This is a genomic window from Leucobacter sp. GX0328 (assembly GCF_053567315.1).
Window position 1 is genome coordinate 1,061,720 of record NZ_JBSGPC010000001.1, and the last position, 15,049, is coordinate 1,076,768.

General features: G+C 63.4%; 12 protein-coding genes and 3 pseudogenes. 7 read left to right on the plus strand and 8 right to left on the minus strand.

All coding sequences use genetic code 11. The features are described 5' to 3' along the window. Nucleotides 1-3 precede the first annotated feature (3 nt). From ACUYTF_RS04845 to ACUYTF_RS04860, 4 genes are read left to right on the plus strand one after another with little or no spacing between them, the layout of a single operon-like run. A complete protein-coding gene (locus ACUYTF_RS04845) occupies nt 4-807 on the plus strand; it encodes an ATP-binding cassette domain-containing protein (RefSeq protein ID WP_434142803.1) in 804 nt (267 codons plus the stop codon). Beyond that, complete coding sequence (locus ACUYTF_RS04850; RefSeq protein WP_434142801.1) at nt 804-1,739, plus strand: metal ABC transporter permease; 936 nt, start codon at nt 804-806, stop codon at nt 1,737-1,739. Before ACUYTF_RS04845 ends, ACUYTF_RS04850 begins: the two co-directional genes overlap by 4 nt. After that, nucleotides 1,736-2,614 carry a metal ABC transporter permease gene (locus ACUYTF_RS04855; protein ID WP_449279381.1) on the plus strand — a complete coding sequence of 293 codons (879 nt, stop codon included), beginning with the start codon at nt 1,736-1,738 and terminating at the stop codon, nt 2,612-2,614. The genes ACUYTF_RS04850 and ACUYTF_RS04855 overlap by 4 nt, the downstream gene beginning before the upstream one ends. Nucleotides 2,615-2,630: 16 nt before the next feature. Continuing rightward, nucleotides 2,631-3,359, plus strand: a complete 729-nt coding sequence (locus ACUYTF_RS04860; RefSeq protein ID WP_434142798.1) for an iron dependent repressor, metal binding and dimerization domain protein — start codon at nt 2,631-2,633, stop codon at nt 3,357-3,359. Here ACUYTF_RS04860 and ACUYTF_RS04865 read toward each other — a convergent pair. Together ACUYTF_RS04865 and ACUYTF_RS04870 are read right to left on the minus strand one after the other, a co-directional pair. Beyond that, nucleotides 3,312-3,989: an iron dependent repressor, metal binding and dimerization domain protein gene (locus tag ACUYTF_RS04865; protein ID WP_434142796.1), complete on the minus strand. Its 678-nt coding sequence runs from the start codon at nt 3,987-3,989 to the stop codon at nt 3,312-3,314. The two genes, ACUYTF_RS04860 and ACUYTF_RS04865, sit on opposite strands and share 48 nt — an antisense overlap. A gap of 179 nt (nt 3,990-4,168) precedes the next feature. After that, a complete protein-coding gene (locus tag ACUYTF_RS04870) occupies nt 4,169-4,297 on the minus strand; it encodes a helix-turn-helix domain-containing protein (protein ID WP_434142795.1) in 129 nt (42 codons plus the stop codon). 84 nt (nt 4,298-4,381) lie between these two features. Here ACUYTF_RS04870 and ACUYTF_RS04875 point away from each other — a divergent pair. After that, nucleotides 4,382-5,164 (plus strand): annotated as a pseudogene (locus ACUYTF_RS04875) (M24 family metallopeptidase). Nucleotides 5,165-5,299: 135 nt separating this feature from the next. On the opposite strand, the gene aztD reads toward ACUYTF_RS04875, so the two are convergent. Genes aztD through aztB form a run of 4 tightly spaced genes read right to left on the minus strand, consistent with a single transcriptional unit; the run spans nt 5,300 to nt 9,526 of the window. Further along, the gene (gene aztD, locus ACUYTF_RS04880) at nt 5,300-6,496 is read right to left on the minus strand and encodes a zinc metallochaperone AztD (protein WP_434142794.1); all 1,197 of its coding nucleotides are present in this window, start codon (nt 6,494-6,496) and stop codon (nt 5,300-5,302) included. Nucleotides 6,497-6,534: 38 nt separating this feature from the next. Further along, the gene (aztC, locus tag ACUYTF_RS04885; protein WP_434142793.1) at nt 6,535-7,455 is read right to left on the minus strand and encodes a zinc ABC transporter substrate-binding protein AztC; all 921 of its coding nucleotides are present in this window, start codon (nt 7,453-7,455) and stop codon (nt 6,535-6,537) included. Further along, entirely contained in the window at nt 7,452-8,654 is a 1,203-nt protein-coding gene (locus ACUYTF_RS04890) for an ABC transporter (protein ID WP_434142792.1), read from the minus strand. Before ACUYTF_RS04890 ends, aztC begins: the two co-directional genes overlap by 4 nt. Continuing rightward, complete coding sequence (gene aztB / locus ACUYTF_RS04895) at nt 8,651-9,526, minus strand: zinc ABC transporter permease AztB (RefSeq protein ID WP_434142791.1); 876 nt, start codon at nt 9,524-9,526, stop codon at nt 8,651-8,653. Before aztB ends, ACUYTF_RS04890 begins: the two co-directional genes overlap by 4 nt. A gap of 57 nt (nt 9,527-9,583) precedes the next feature. On the opposite strand from aztB, the pseudogene ACUYTF_RS04900 reads away from it, so the two are divergent. Together ACUYTF_RS04900 and ACUYTF_RS04905 are read left to right on the plus strand one after the other, a co-directional pair. Beyond that, a pseudogene (locus ACUYTF_RS04900) lies at nt 9,584-9,994 on the plus strand (ATP-binding cassette domain-containing protein); the annotation flags it as partial. 331 nt (nt 9,995-10,325) lie between these two features. After that, nucleotides 10,326-11,515, plus strand: a pseudogene (locus ACUYTF_RS04905) (IS3 family transposase); the annotation flags it as partial. A gap of 995 nt (nt 11,516-12,510) precedes the next feature. Here ACUYTF_RS04905 and ACUYTF_RS04910 read toward each other — a convergent pair. Together ACUYTF_RS04910 and ACUYTF_RS04915 are read right to left on the minus strand one after the other, a co-directional pair. Further along, complete coding sequence (locus tag ACUYTF_RS04910; protein ID WP_434142789.1) at nt 12,511-14,259, minus strand: copper resistance protein CopC; 1,749 nt, start codon at nt 14,257-14,259, stop codon at nt 12,511-12,513. Then, nucleotides 14,256-14,999 (minus strand): DUF1775 domain-containing protein, encoded by a 744-nt coding sequence (locus ACUYTF_RS04915; RefSeq protein WP_434142788.1) that lies wholly within the window; start codon nt 14,997-14,999, stop codon nt 14,256-14,258. Before ACUYTF_RS04915 ends, ACUYTF_RS04910 begins: the two co-directional genes overlap by 4 nt. Nucleotides 15,000-15,049: the final 50 nt, after the last annotated feature.

The window sequence follows — 15,049 nt, forward strand, 5'->3', positions numbered from 1 at the left end:
AACGTGACACACCTGAGCGATACACACGAATCCCGCACTGGAACGAATTTACTCGAAGAACGCGCAATCCCTGCCTGCCGCACCCGTAGCCTTTCGGTCGCCTATCATGCCGAGCCGGTGCTGCGAAGCGTGGACTTCACGGTGCCCCAGGGGGTGGTGATGGGGATCGTCGGCCCGAACGGAGCCGGGAAATCGACGCTCATTAAGGCCATGCTGGGCCTCGTGAAGCCGCTGACCGGCACTTCCGAGTTCTTCGGGCAGCCCCTCGCACGCACGCGGAAACGGGTCGGCTACATGCCGCAATCGACCAGCGTCGACTGGGACTTCCCGACCACCGTGCTCGATGTGGTCACAATGGGCACCTACGGCTCCCTCGGCTGGATCCGCCGCCCCGGAAAGCGCGAGCGAGCCCGTGCGGTCGCGGCCCTGGAGCAGACCGGGATCCCGGATCTCGCGTCCCGTCAGATCGGGGAGCTCTCTGGAGGGCAGCGGCAGCGCGTGTTCCTCGCCCGCACGCTGGTGCAGGCCCCGGATCTGTACTTCATGGACGAGCCGTTCCAGGGCATCGATGCGAAGAGTCAGCAGGCCATCGTCTCCGTGCTGCACACTCTCAGGGAGCAGGGCAAGACGGTGGTGATCGTGCACCATGACCTCGCCACCGTGCGCGACTACTGCGACCATGTCACCCTGCTGAACCGCCGTGTCGTCGCTTCGGGACCGGCCGACGAATCGTTCACGCGCGAGAACATCCGCACCGCGTACGAAGTCACCGCAGGTGATGATGCGTTCCTGGAGTTCGCGTCGTGACTCTGATCGAGTTCCTCGGGAACCACACCTACCGGATGGTGCTCTTCGGCACCATGACCATCGGGCTCGTCGCAGGCGCGCTCGGATCCTTCGCCTATCTGCGCAAGCAGTCGCTCATCAGCGACGTGATCTCCCATGCCGCGCTGCCCGGCACGCTCCTCGCGTTCCTGACCGCGGTCGTCGTGCTGGGCGCGGACGGCCGCAACATGATCGCGCTGATCATCGGCGCGGTCATCGTCGGAACCCTCGCGGTGCTCTTCGCCAACGGCGTGACCCGGGTCTCAAAGATCCGCATCGACACCGCGATGGCCGTGTCGCTCACGGTCTTCTTCGGCAGCGGCATGCTGCTCATGCGGATCATCGCGAACGGAGCCTTCCCGGGCAAGGGCGGCATCCAGGACTACCTCTTCGGGAATGCCTCCGTGATCACGATCGCCGACCTCACCACGAGCATCACCGTGGGCGCCCTCGCCCTCGCCCTGATGCTGGTGTTCTGGAAGGAGTTCGCGCTGCGCACCTTCGACCCGGATCACTCCACGGTGCTCGGGTTCCGGGCACGCACGATCGACACGCTCATGTTCACCACGATCGTGATCGCCACCGTGATCGGCGTGAAGGCCGTCGGCCTCGTGCTCATGGTCGCGTTCGTCGTCACCCCACCGGCCGCGGCCCGTCAGTGGACGCGCACCCTACCGGGCATGGTCGCCCTGTCCGCCGTGTTCGGCGCGGTCGGCAGCGGTACCGGAGCCTACCTATCGATCGTGCTCGGCAAGGTGCCAACCGGCCCGCTCATCGTGATCACGCTGTTCGCGATCTTCCTCCTCTCGCTGCTGTTCTCGCCCCGGCGCAGCATCCTCACCCGCGCCGTCTCACGCGCGCGTGCACGCACAATCCTCAAACGCGAACTCCTCATAGAAGGAAGACACCCATGAGCTTCGTTCTCGGCACTATGCTCCTTGCGGTGGTCACCGCCTTGGCCTGCGCGCTCCCCGGCGCATTCGTGGTGCTCCGACGCAACTCGATGCTGGTCGACGCGATTAGCCATTCGATCCTGCCGGGGATCATCTTCGGCTACTTCTTCACCCACAACTTCAACTCTCCCTTCATGATCGCCGCCGCCGCCCTCGCTGGCCTTGCCGTCGTGCTCGGCAGCGAATGGCTCACCCGCACAGGATTGCTCACCGGCGACGCCCCGCAGGGCCTCATATTCCCCGCCCTGTTCAGCGCCGGAGTGATCCTGGTCACACTCGAGTTCGCGAACATTCACCTCGACACGCATATGGTGCTCGCCGGAGATCTCAATATCGCGGCCTGGGAACCGCTCATTATCGCAGGAACACGAGTCGGACCCGCCTATCTGTATGTGATGCTCGGCGTACTTCTCATCAACGCCATATTCCTCGCACTGTTCTACTCGAAGCTGAAAGTTACCACCTTCGATCCTCAGTTCGCGACCAGCCTCGGCATCCGATCCCGGCTCCTGAACACCGCATTCATGTTCCTCGTCTCCGTCACCGTCACCGCCGCATTCAACGCAGCCGGCGCGATCCTCGTGATCGCACTCGTCGTCATACCGGCAGCGACCGCGTACCTGCTCACCACCCGTCTGCCGGTGATGATCGCGTTCACCGCGCTCATCGCCGTCGCCGGAGGGCTCGCCGGGTTCTGGGTCGCGTATGTGCTGAACGCCGCGACAAGCGCAGGCATGTCAGTCTTCTACGGTCTCGTTTTTGCTGCAGTGCTCATCGTCACGAAGCTGCGCCAACGTCAGATCCGGAGTCGGCGCCAATCTGCCGTATCGGCGTGAACAAGCAGGAACGCGCATGTCGACTCCGCAAGAGGTCACGATCATCCCGTACCTCAAAACGATCTGGATCCTGCAGCATGAAGAACAGGCCCGCGTTGGCATCACCATCCTCAGCAAACGGCTCTCGAAAGCCCCAGCTACGGTGTCTCAGACCGTTCGCGCGCTCACAGTCGCACGGCTCATCCACCACAAACCGTACGGCCCGATCGAACTCACCCTCAAAGGTGAGCAACTCGCGATCAAAGTAGTACGCAACGACCGGATCGCCCGCGCCTTCCTCTACCGGGTCCTCGACTACCCATGGCCGGACATCGCGGGAGAAGCCGACACGCTCATGACTGTACTCCACGACGGCCTCGCGAACCGACTGCATCTCCTGTCAGGCTCGCCACTCACCGACCCGTACGGTAACCTGATTCCCGGAACGGGCGCATCGTCTCCGCGAGGGGCTCGCCCGCTGACCGAGCAGCCCCTCCGTACCGAGCTGGAGATTCTGCGCGTCCCGGACGCTGAACCCGCACTGCTCGACCGCCTACATTCGTTCGGTCTCGTGCCCGGTCGCATCGTTCAAGTTGAACGAGTCGACGACACCACTGAAGTGATCGAACTGATGTGCAACGACACGGCGCGCACAATCGGAATCCACTCAGCCCACCGCATCCTTGCAGCACCAACAGTTGGGGCGTCAAGGCCTGGCTCAGATCAGCGGCTCCACCCAGACCGCATCAGAAGCAGCGCGCCCTAACGGGAGCGGCTCACTCCTCCCCTCAACGAGGACCTCGACCGCTTCCGAATAGGGCGCAGCCGGATGTGACTCAAGCATCGTACCGAAGCGGATACCGTTCTCCGCGAAGAACTGCAGTAACTGTGGGTCTTCGTCAGAGATCCGCTCCACCCGCGCCCGCTGCCCCGACACCAATTCAGTCAACAGGATTGCGTCGGGGCGTGCGACGACGCCGTCCGCTGTTGGTATCGGGTCACCATGGGGATCACGGGCGGGATGCCCAAGGAGCTCGTCCAGACGTTCGATCATGAGATCGGAGACAGCGTGCTCAAGCATCTCGGCCTCATCGTGCACCTGATCCCATCGATATCCGAGCGTCTCCACGAGGAACGTCTCAATCAGACGATGCCGCCGCACCATTGCCACCGCATATACCCGCCCCTTTGTCGTTAGCGTCACCGCACCATACGGGGCGTGCTCAATGAACCCCTGCTCAGTGAGTTTCCGAACCGCGTCCGATACCGAGGAGAGCTTCAAGCCGACCCGGTCGGCAATCAGCTTTGGCGTCACCGGGGCATCTGACCACTCCGCCAGCGACCACACCGCCTTCAAGTAGTCCTGGGTACTCGAAGACAACTCAGACACAGTCACTATGGCAGAGTACCGCTCCCCAGACGTCCCAAGGGCTCCGTTGCCCGGAGCGTCCGGAGACACGGAGGCCCAAAAGACATAGCGGCCCTCAAGGTGCCACGGCTTCACGGAACGTCGTTGATCGCTCCTGCCTGTCTGGCACGCGCCTAAGAGGTTCGACGACCTCGTTCCAGACCGAGTCACGGGAATAGGTCCAGCACTCGTGCGATCGCCGCAGCGGTAGAGAACGACGGTGCTGCAACGCGACCGGACTCGATCTTGCGGAGGGTCTCTGGAGAAACAGCTGCCGACAGAGCGACGTCGATCATGGTCCGCCCCTCTCGTTCTCGGCGCAGTATCCTTCCCAGGCGCTCCCCCGTTCGATCTGCTCGGGTGAATGCGGTAGACGAACCATGGAAATATTCCAATATCGGTACGGTTATACCGGTACTAGTGTCGCGAACGGAGGGGCGTGTGGGATCGAGATCCTGAGCAGTGTCGAGCTGAACCTAGCGAGGGTCGCCGGTCGGCTCGTGGGGAACATCCTCGCGGCGTTGCGAGCTTAGTGCTCAGTTGGCTCCAGCCTTCTAGAGATCGATCGGGAAGCAGAGCGACTGATTTACGCCGTCAAGGCCACGTCCTTCTCCGTCGACTATGCGCCAGCATTTGGTCGCGGGCCGCTCGGGCATCATATCTGCGCCCCTTGAACGACGCGATCCTCCACGGGTGCCATTCGACTATCGGCTTGCCGATGGTGACCTTCTCGCCCTTGACCTTGCGATCAAGAAGGGAGGCATGGCCGCGGACGCTGCCATCAGCTTCATTGTCGGAGAACGACGTGAATCGGGTGATGCGGCGATGATCTCCGGGCTGGGTTCAGCATCAATACGGAATTCGGAGGGCATGGCATTGATCCCACCATGCATCAGGACCCGCACGTCTCGAATGTTGGCCGCCCATGTCGAGGATACCGACTGCGTCCTGGCTTGTTGCTCGCACTCGAACCCTGGGTGATGGCTGACGCATTTCACCTCGTCACGCACCCCTATGATGGGTGGACGCTACGCAGCAGGACCGGCGGTCGGGCCGCACACAGCGAACACCCCATCGCCATCACGGAATCCGGGCCGGAGGTCCTACGCTACCAAGCGAAGCCTGGCGTCAATCGGCATGAGGCGACTGTATCGCCGACCTGACCGACTCCCTCGGGTCAATTGCGTGTACCGCACGAGCAGTGCTCAGTCTGTTCGCGTCTTCCAGTCAAGATTGCTTAGCGGGCAGAGCTCACATTGGAGTCCTGCCCGCTACCGTTGAGTTAGCGACTAACGAAGCTACCCGACAGCGATGGCCAGTTCGTTCGGGGTGTGATCGAGCTCGGCTGAAGCTGTGACCTTTCCGGTTGTCAGATCCACTGCGTGCACCCTCTTCGCTGCGGGTTCGGTGATGTACGCGATATTACCGTTCACTTTGATCGCCGGGTGCGCGTCTTGCCATGCGGCTGGGCCTTCCCACGGCTCAATGACCGGGAAGGAGTTCGTGATCTTGCCGGTCTTCGGCTCGAGTACGTGGACTTGCCCGTCCGTCGACAAGATGTAGGCGAGGTCGCCGGGTCCACGCGCGAGGTCACGGAATGTGTACCGCACTTCTTCCGGCAGCGAGAGCACCTCGAGGGTCTCAGCGTCAGTGTCGATGAGGGCGACCGAGTTCAGCAGGTAGCCTTCCGCATCGGGGTCGTTCTTGTAGTCTCCGACAACGATGGGGCTGGTTTCGGAGACGAAAGCGTTCCCCATCCGGCCGTACGCATCCGGGGCGGCGAGTTTTGTGAAGGAGCCGTCCTTGAACAGGAGCGCGCCGTTCTCGCATCCGAAGACCACGGTCTCCTTGGCTGCGGCGCCCTCCCCATGGATGCCTGGGCAGTCGGCATTCACGGCTTCCTCGAGCCAGCGATCCTCGTGCGGGTGCAAGGCCTTCGCTCCCGTGCGCGAGGTCTCGTCACCGACAGTGGTGAGCAGCGACCCGTCCTCGAGGACAATCGAAACACCGTGGTGTGGAGCATCGGCGGTGTACGTCATTGTCTTAGGTACGGTTTCGTAGCCGCCGGCGAACCCCGCGGTGGGGACGATGGTTGTTGTGCCCGTGCCGTCATCAAACAGTACGGTGTTCTCGCCGTGGATCACCACGTGGCCGGCAGTCTCGGCCTTGAACATCGCGTCGGTGAGGGCGGGAGCAGAGGTATCGAGCATCTGGAAGCCCTCGGACGTGGTCACAGCGATCGTGCGTCCATCACCGAAGGCGTTGAGACGAGTGAACTCCTCGGTCTTGAATTCACCGACGACATCGAGGGTTTGGGGATCGAGTACGGCGATCCCACCGGGGTAGGAGACCGCCACGCGGCCTGATGTCTCCGAGGCAGCGGGGGATTGCTCGCCGTCGGGCGGAGCGGTTCCACCTGCAGCGCAGGCGGTGACAAGCAGCGAGACGCCCGCCAGCGCCAGGGCCGCAGCGCCCATCCTGTTATGTTGCTTCATATTCTTCCTTTCGTGGCGACCCCTCTAACGGGGGCCTGTCAGGGGGTGAGTCCGTCGGCGATGCGCTGCGTGTTCGTGCGCATCATCAACAGATAGGTATCTGCTCCCCCACCAGGTTCGGTGAGGGACTCGGTATACAACTCGACGACATTCACATGGACGCCGGCCTCAGACGCAAGGACCTGGATCAGTCGGTCGGACTGTGAGGACTCGGCAAAGATTGTGCGAACTCCGGCCTTGTCGATCGCGTTGGTGAGGTCTCGGAGATCCGCGGCGCTGGGTGCGGCGAGAGTGGTGCCGCCCGGTATCACTGCGCCGATGACTCGGAAATCGAACCGTTCAGTGAGGTAGCCAAATACGTGATGATTGGTGACTAACGCGCGCCGCTCGGAAGGAATTTGCGCGAACGTCTCCACCATCTCCGTGTCGAGGGCGGCAAGCTGCGCACGATACGCGTCAGCGTTCTCATGGACTTGGGTCGTATCGATCCCATCCACCTCGACCAACGCTGCTTCAGCCGCGTTCACGACCTGCACCATGCGCGCTGGGTCGGTCCAGAAATGCGGATCATCGGGGCCCTCAGCGTCCCCGGACGCATATGGCAGAGTCGTGATCACGTCACCGGCGACGACGGCAGGTACGCCAGCAGACGTGGCGCGATCGATGTGCTTCTGTAAGCCCTCCTCGAGCCCCAAACCGTTGGTTACGAGCAGGTCAGCGCTGTCCATCAGCGCAGCCTCCTGTGCAGATACCTCGAACGAGTGCGGGTCAGCATTCGGCTTCATCAGGGTCGTTACCGCTGCCGCATCGCCAGCAAGATTCTCGACGACGTCGCCGAGGATGTTGGTCGTCACAACGATCTGGGGCCTCTCGGGTTCCCTCGCTTCAGCACATGCGACCAGACCGACGCCGAGCATAGTCGTTGCAGCGGCCAACGCGAGTGCGCGTAGTACCTTCATCGCCCTACCTCCGTGAAAAACGCTGGCTTGCTCGGCGATATGAGAGACCGGGCAACGCGGGCTTCGTCGGCAAAGTCGATCTCGTAGACGACGCCTTTTGCCGGCGCATTGACGTATGCGCGCTGGCCATCGACAACAAGTGACGAGCCCATGCCCCCGTCGGCGAGCAGCGGATCCGTCGAACTGACCATCACGGCCGTCTTGGCGAGATAGACCACGACTCGGCCGTCAGCATCGATCGCGACCACGTGCCCCTCTGTATCGTCCACGGTCGATACTCGCGTCAGCGGGCGTGGGGTCGGAATGAAGACCCAGCTGCGCTCACGCGCGTCGAGCAACCAGAACCCCGTGGACCCTGCCACTGCCGCAACGGTCGGCCGTCCCTTGCGTCCCTCGAATGATCGCGCACGTTCAGCGACGATTCCGACCGGATATGGGATACGTTCAACACTGACCTTTGACCCCTTCCACGTCGCGAGTACTGCTCCGTCATCGCAACCGATCACGAGCCCAGCCCGGGTAGTGATCGCCCCTGCGGCGTCGACGCAGTCGAAGGAATCTCCCACTGGCTGCCCGTCACGGTCGTGATAGACCAACTGGTCGCCGTCGGTGACGAGAGCGCCGTCGCCAACCGGAGCGACCAGCCCCGACCTAGCATCGGTCTCAATACGAAAGAGTTCCTCGATCTTGCCGGCTGTCAGAGACTTATTATCGAGCAGCACCGCCTCGCCTGAGCCTGTGAAGAACACCCCCGTGGTGCCGGCTGTGGAGAGCGCGCCAAAGGTGACAGTTACCGGACCGGCACCGGGCAGCTTTCCGAGCAAGGCGGGTTCGGCACGGTAATAGTGGAAATGGTCGCCGTGGTCCCAACTCCACCGGCCCGAGTCGATCACGACCACCCCTTCCCCTGTGGTGACGAAGCCATAGCGGCCATCACTGGCAAGCGATTGGGGTGCGGGAACGCCACCGATTTCGGACGTCTGCTCACTGAGCAGATCAAGCAGTGCAGCATTCCCCTGCTCATCGATAGAGAGGAGCCCGAGTGGAGGTTCACCGATCTCTTCAGCCCCGGCGATCGCGCCGTGGCCCGATCCACTTTCAGGCGAGGCGGTCGAGGTCTCTGCCGGCGCGGGAGTGCAGGCGGAGAGACATCCAACTGCTAAAAGAACGGTGAACGTCGTGAGGTAGCGGGAAGTCATCGGGTCCTTTCCAAGGGAAGCTGTGAGACGTGTTCATGGCGAACTCGGTGACGGGCAGCGCGGGAGAGCAACGTGCGCAGGGGTGCCGAGCAGGCGGCGAGGAGCACCGCGGCGGCTCCGATAGATGCTCCTGCCGCGGTTGCAAAGTGCCAGGATGCCAACAGTCCCAGAAACACTGCGGCTGCTCCGAAAGCAATGGCACAAAGCATTGTTGCCGGGATGCGTGTGGTCCATGCACGTGCCGCGACCGCGGGGGCGAGGAGAAGTCCCACGACTAGCAGCGTGCCGACCGCCTGGAACGACGCGACGACAGCGAGCGTCACGAGTGCAACCAGTACCACGTTCGCGAACGGCGGACGCAGCCCGAGGGTACGCGCGATTCGGGTGTCGAAGGCGGCCGCGACGAATGCGCGATGAAACGCAGCAGTCACGCACACTGTTACTAGGGCTCCCACCAACAGAAAGATGATGTCGTCGGTGCCGATGGCGAGGATGTCACCGAAGAGAAGAGCCGTGGCGTCCGTCGCAAAACTCCGCGAGTGCGACACGATGATCACCCCTACGGAGAGCATCGCGACAAAAAGGAGACCAATGCTGGTGTCGTAGGACAACCGGCCACGGCGCTGAAGCAAACCTATGGCCGCGCTCATCACCCCGGCGCTGAGTGCCGCCCCGATCAGCACCGGCGCACCGGTCACGGTGGCAAGGGCAACCCCAGGAAGCATCCCGTGTCCGATCGCTTCCCCGAGGAATGCCATCCCGCGAATAACCACCCACGTCCCCACCACCCCACAGATCACCGCAACCAGGAGCCCGCCGGTGAGGGCGCGGGTAAAGAAGTCCACAGCAAATGGGGCGAACAAAGGAGGCATGACACATCACCATACAGGAGAATGAGAATCATTCTCATTAGATGTTACGGTGGGGCCATGAACCGAACTTCAGCGATCTCTGCACGCGACGTATGTTACGGCTACACCAACACGGATGTCTTGCACGCTGTTTCCGTTGAACTGCGTTTCGGCGAGATCGTTGCCGTGGCGGGGCACAACGGGTCTGGGAAGTCGACTCTGCTTGAGGTCCTTGCTGGCGTGCGAAGACCGCGTTCCGGTGAGGTTCACCAGTTTGGGGATCTTGCACTCGTTGTGCAACGTCCGTCTGCGCCAGAGACGCTACCGGTGACCGCAGCGGAGGTTGTACGCATTGGCACCTGGAAACGCGGCAAGCGCGTGTCGCGCACAGCCACACGACGCGCCGTCGGCGAAGCTCTCCACCGAGTCGGAATGATTGACCTTGCCACACGCCCACTCTCGGAGCTTTCTGGAGGGCAACGGCAGAGGATCTTCCTTGCACAGGGCATCGTGCGCCGCCCGGACATTCTCTTACTGGACGAGGCCGCGGCGGGACTCGACCATGAAAGCGCTGACCGACTGCAGCAGATCCTGCGCGATGAGGCAGATCGAGGCGCGGCCGTCTGCACGGTCACTCACGACGACACGGCCGCATTCGCAGCAGACCGAGTCATTCGTCTGCAGAGCGGAAATGTAGTCAGAGAAACCGTGAGTACGACCAAGTGAGGGCCGGGCTGCTGGTCCAAGATCACGGCAGGACAGACGAGATGTGTGAATCGGCCTGACTTTCGTTCTGTTCTTCAAGCAAGGATGAAACACGATGAACAGGAAGTATTCGCCGGAGATGCGGGAACGTGCGTTGCGGATGCTCGCGGAGACGCGGCCGTCGCACCGAACATGATGAGCGCGCTTCGTCACGTGGCGGGGCTGCTGGGCATGAGCCCGGAGACGTTGCGACTCTGGCAGCGTCGGGTTGAGGTCGATGCTGGAGTGAAGCCGGGGTTGACGACGGAGGCGGCGGCGGAGATCAAGCGGCTGCAGAAGGAGAACGCCGAGTTTCGCAAGGCGAATGTGATCCTCAAAGCTGCGAGCGTGCTTTTCGCGAATGAGCTCGACCGCGCCCGACTGAGATGATCCGGTTCATCACCGAGCACCGGGATTGTTTCGGGGTCGAGCTCGTCTGCCGGGTCCTACGCCCGGCAGTCCAGGGGTTCCTTACCTCCCGCGGCTACCGCGCCGCGATGGGTCGCGCCCCCATCCGTCCGGCAGCTGCGCGACGACCTGCTTGTGCCAGAGACCGCGCGGCTGCACGCGGAGAAGTACGGCGTCTACGGGCGACGGAAGATGCACGCACTGATGCGACGCCAAGGGTGGGAGACCGGCCGCGACCAGACCGAACGCCTGATGCGCCTCGCGGGCGTCCGCGGTGTGAAGAAATCGAAGCGGGTCTTCACCACACGCTCCGACAAGACGACGGCACTGCCCTCCGATCTCGTGAACCGCCGCTTCACCGCGCCAGATCCCAGGCGACTTTGGGTCTGCGATGTGACCTACGTCGCGACGTGGTCCGGGTTCGCATATGTCGCGTTCGTCACCGACGTCCACTCGAAGCGGACCGTCGGGTGGAACGTCGCGTCGACGCTGCGGCCCGAGATCCTGCCGATGATGCAGGCGCTGGACATGGCAGCCTGGAACGCCGGCGGCCGACTCGACGGACTCATCCATCACGCGGATCGCGGGTCGAACTACACCGCGATGGTCTGCACGGAGCGGATCGTCGAACTCGGCGCTGTCCCCTCCATGGGAACCGTTGGCGACTCGTTCGATGGCGCGATGGCCGAGGCAGCCAACAATCTCTACAAGACCTAACTGATCCGCCAGCAAGGCCCCTGGCGAACGGTCGAGCAGGTCGAACTCACGACGCTCGAATGGGTGTGGTGGTGGAACAACTCCCGCCTCCACGGCGAACTCGACATGCGCACCCCATTCGAAGTCGAAGACGCGTACTACGCTGACCTCGAATCAGCCAATCCAGCAACCGCCGGACAAGGCCCCAATGGGAACGAAAGTCAGGCCGATTCAGACCGAGGACCTGCGAAAACGACCTCGACTTCGATCGTTGCCGCAAGTTCACAAGCTTCCGAGGGTTGCTTCGCTGCTGGCCAACGTAGCGCGGCCGCGTACATGCACCGCCGTATCAACTCCGCCATCGAAGCAACGGGACGTCCGGTGAGCCATATCGCCGCTTCGCCTGGCAGACAATAGACAACGTGCGCCCTGGATCCTCGTCACCGCGTATATTGGTGGACACCGCGGGATGGCCGCCTGAGAACTCGACCGCGGCGAACTACCCGTGGACGAGCGTCGGGGCCGATTGGCGCCTGTCCCTGACCGGTCACTAGCTCCGCTCCAACGCCGGTGGACCCCGCCCCAGCGTCACTACTCGTTGCTACACCACCACCGGGGCTCTGTCCAAAGCGCAGAGCGACAAGGAATCACAGGATGCAGGAACAGTGCTCCTCGTCGTAGACCATCGCGCGAGAACGCAGACTAGGTGTGGGACCCGGGCAGCGATCCCGATCTGCAGCGCACGGCCACGCTCTCCGTCGTCCTCGACTCGACTGTGACGGAGCTAAGCGTCATTGGCGATTCCTAGTTGACACACCTGGAAGGACACGACGATGAAACCTGGTTTTGGGGAAGTTTTGCCTGCACTGTTGTTCACAAAACCCCACGTTCAACTGAACTCCATGACGCGCTGACTTTACGTGCAAAAGGATTGATCGCCCGCGTGACTGCGGTCAACGGCGTGGGAGGTGAGCTGATCCGTTCCCCTCGCACATGAAATCGTGAATCGGCGTTCTGCCGCATGATTCCGCGGTTTCCGTGAGCCTCACCTGTGGATAACTTCACCGTGATACGCGACTCAGCACGGTCGGTAGCACATGAGTTGGCGCATGAAGCGTTCCGAGCCCACCGACGTCGGTAGGGCCGTTTTCAGTGACTCAACCGATCGTGACCGGGATGATTACGATGGGCTGCGTGTAGGTGTCGATGCGGGTTGTTATCTGGATCTGCCACTCGCCCGCCACGGGCATCGTGAGCGCCGCCTCGTACCCACCCGTCGCCGCGTCGAACTGCGGGGTTGCGGTGAAAGGGCCGAGTTCCTGCTCGGGCAGGCGTGCCTCAACGGTTACCTCTTCGGTAGTGATGGGTTCACCCTTGTATTCCAGGCGGAACGCGACCGTGTTCTTGCCGATGGTGGCCGGTGTGATCGTGCCGTCGACGGTCAGCCCTTGCGACGCGGCATGCAAGGCAGTCTCTTGCGCCGGGGGTGCGGTGGTCTCGGTGCCGTGCGAGTGCTCGGGAGTCGTGGTGGGGCTGGTGTTGGTGAGGAATCCGGTGACCGCAAGCACCGCGACCAGCAGCATGGCCTCGGCAGTGAGAGTGCGGCGCAAGCTCACCCACTGCCGCTCGTCTGCCGGGTGCCGGGTGATGCGGGGCAGGAGGTCGTTGCGGTTCCATGCTGCGACCGCGATGACCGCTCCGACGATGATGAGCTTGATCGTGAGGAGCAGGCCGTACCCGCTGCTGACGAGGGACTGCCAGGAACCGACGATGAGCACGGCCATGATGGTGCCGCTGACCGCGAGCAGGATCACGCTGTACAGCGCGAACCGCGAGAACCGGGCGACCACTCCGGCCGAATGCCGGGCCGAGATGCGGGGGCGTCCGCCACGCACTGCCGGGCGCGCGGCACGAACATACAGCAGGAGTCCGGTGACGCCGCCGAGCCAGAACGCCCCAGTGGCGAGGTGACCGTAGTCTGCGGCGAGCATCACCCACACGGGCTGCACGGTCTGGGTGTGCCCGACCAGGAGCGGCGCGGCAAGCGCGAGGGCCGTGCACCCGAGCGCCCAGGCCCTGCCCGCAGCACCTCGCGAGCGGGATCCCAGAATCGTGGCGGCGAGGCCGAGCACGGTGACGAGAGTAGTGGCGGCGAGAAGTTGCCAGGAGACACCAGGCATCCAGGTGCTTGCGGGGAGGAGCACGAGGTCGCCGCTCTCGGGCAGGTAAGTGATGAACTCGCGGCCGGTGACGCGCGACCCCGACGCCGGGATGAGCAGCAGCGACGCGACCACCGCCGCGCCAATGGCATAGTGCAGGATCCGGCGGGTGCCCCGGGTCGGGGCTTCGTCGCGGCGGAGCACGATGCGGTCGAAGCACAAGAGTCCCGCCAGGAGGAGCAGTCCGAGGTACTGCGCGACAGTAAGCAACGACACGATGGTGTCGGTCACGACCGGATCGGCGGGGGCCGCGCTCGTGTCGGGGGCAGTGTAGTCGCCGTCACCGATCTGGAAAGTCAGCGCCCCGCCGATGGGATGCCCGTCAGCAGACACGACCCGGTAGGCGAGCGCATACGCGCCCTCACCCAGATCGTCGGGCAAGGTGATCGTGACGGTCGTATCGACCGTGCGAGCAGTGAGCACCACGGGGGTGCCGTCGCCGGGGAAGAGACGCATCGCGTCTTCGATCAGCTGCACGGGCTCATTGAACCGCAGCTCCACGGTGTCCGGTGCCGCGTCGATCACGGCACCGTCCTCGGGATTCGTGCTCAGCAGTTCGGCGTGCGCCTGCGCGGGCGCGACCCCGACCCCGAACACGAACAGCAGCCCGAGCAGCAGCGCGCCCACCGCACGCAGGACCGTGCGCCTTGCGTGCGGTGGGAGCTCCCCGGCGACGGTGAGGGTCATGCCTGCTTGCGCCCCCGGATCAGCGCGATCACACCCGCGATCAGGCCCAGCCCGCCGACGACGAGCGCGGTGGTCACGAGCGGCGTCTGGTCATTGCTCGCGGCCGTCTCCTCGTTGTGCGCCGCAGCCTCCCCGGTGCTCGCTTCGGAGGCCTCATCCCCGTGGCCGTGGCTGTCGCCGCTTGCTGCGACGACCTCGAAGCCGGGTGCGGGCAGCTCGAGTTCATGGGGATCCTGCCCATCTGCGGGGATCTGCACCCACGCCGACTCACCCTTTTCACAGGTCTGCACCGCTGGGAAATACAGCATCGAACCTGCCGCCTCCTCGGGGAGCTGCAGCGACAGCTCGAACACGTCACGCTGATCCGCAGGCAGCGGAGTCGAGGCCGTGTAGACGACCTCGGCGACCCGCTCGGTGACCTCGTTGCCATGCGCGTCGGTGATCGGGGTGTCCAACTGCTCCATGGTCTTCTCGACCGTGTAGAAGCTGTTGCGGGTCGGGGTGACCGCGTTGATCCCGTCCGGGATCTGGATCGCAACCTTCGTCGTCGGCGAGGCGTCGCAGCCGTGAGGAACGCTGAGGGTCACGACCGCGTATGCGCCTGCCTCGTTCGTGTTCGGGCTCGCACCGACATGCGCGTGAGCACTTGCCGTGCCCCCGAGCGTGAGCGCGACTGCGCCGAGTAGGGCCGCACCGCCCACGAGGAGGGGGCGCTTCTTGGAATCGGTGTTGGTGTTCATGTTAATGATTTCTTTCTTTCAAATGATGTGTGTGATGTGTTTTCTTGGTG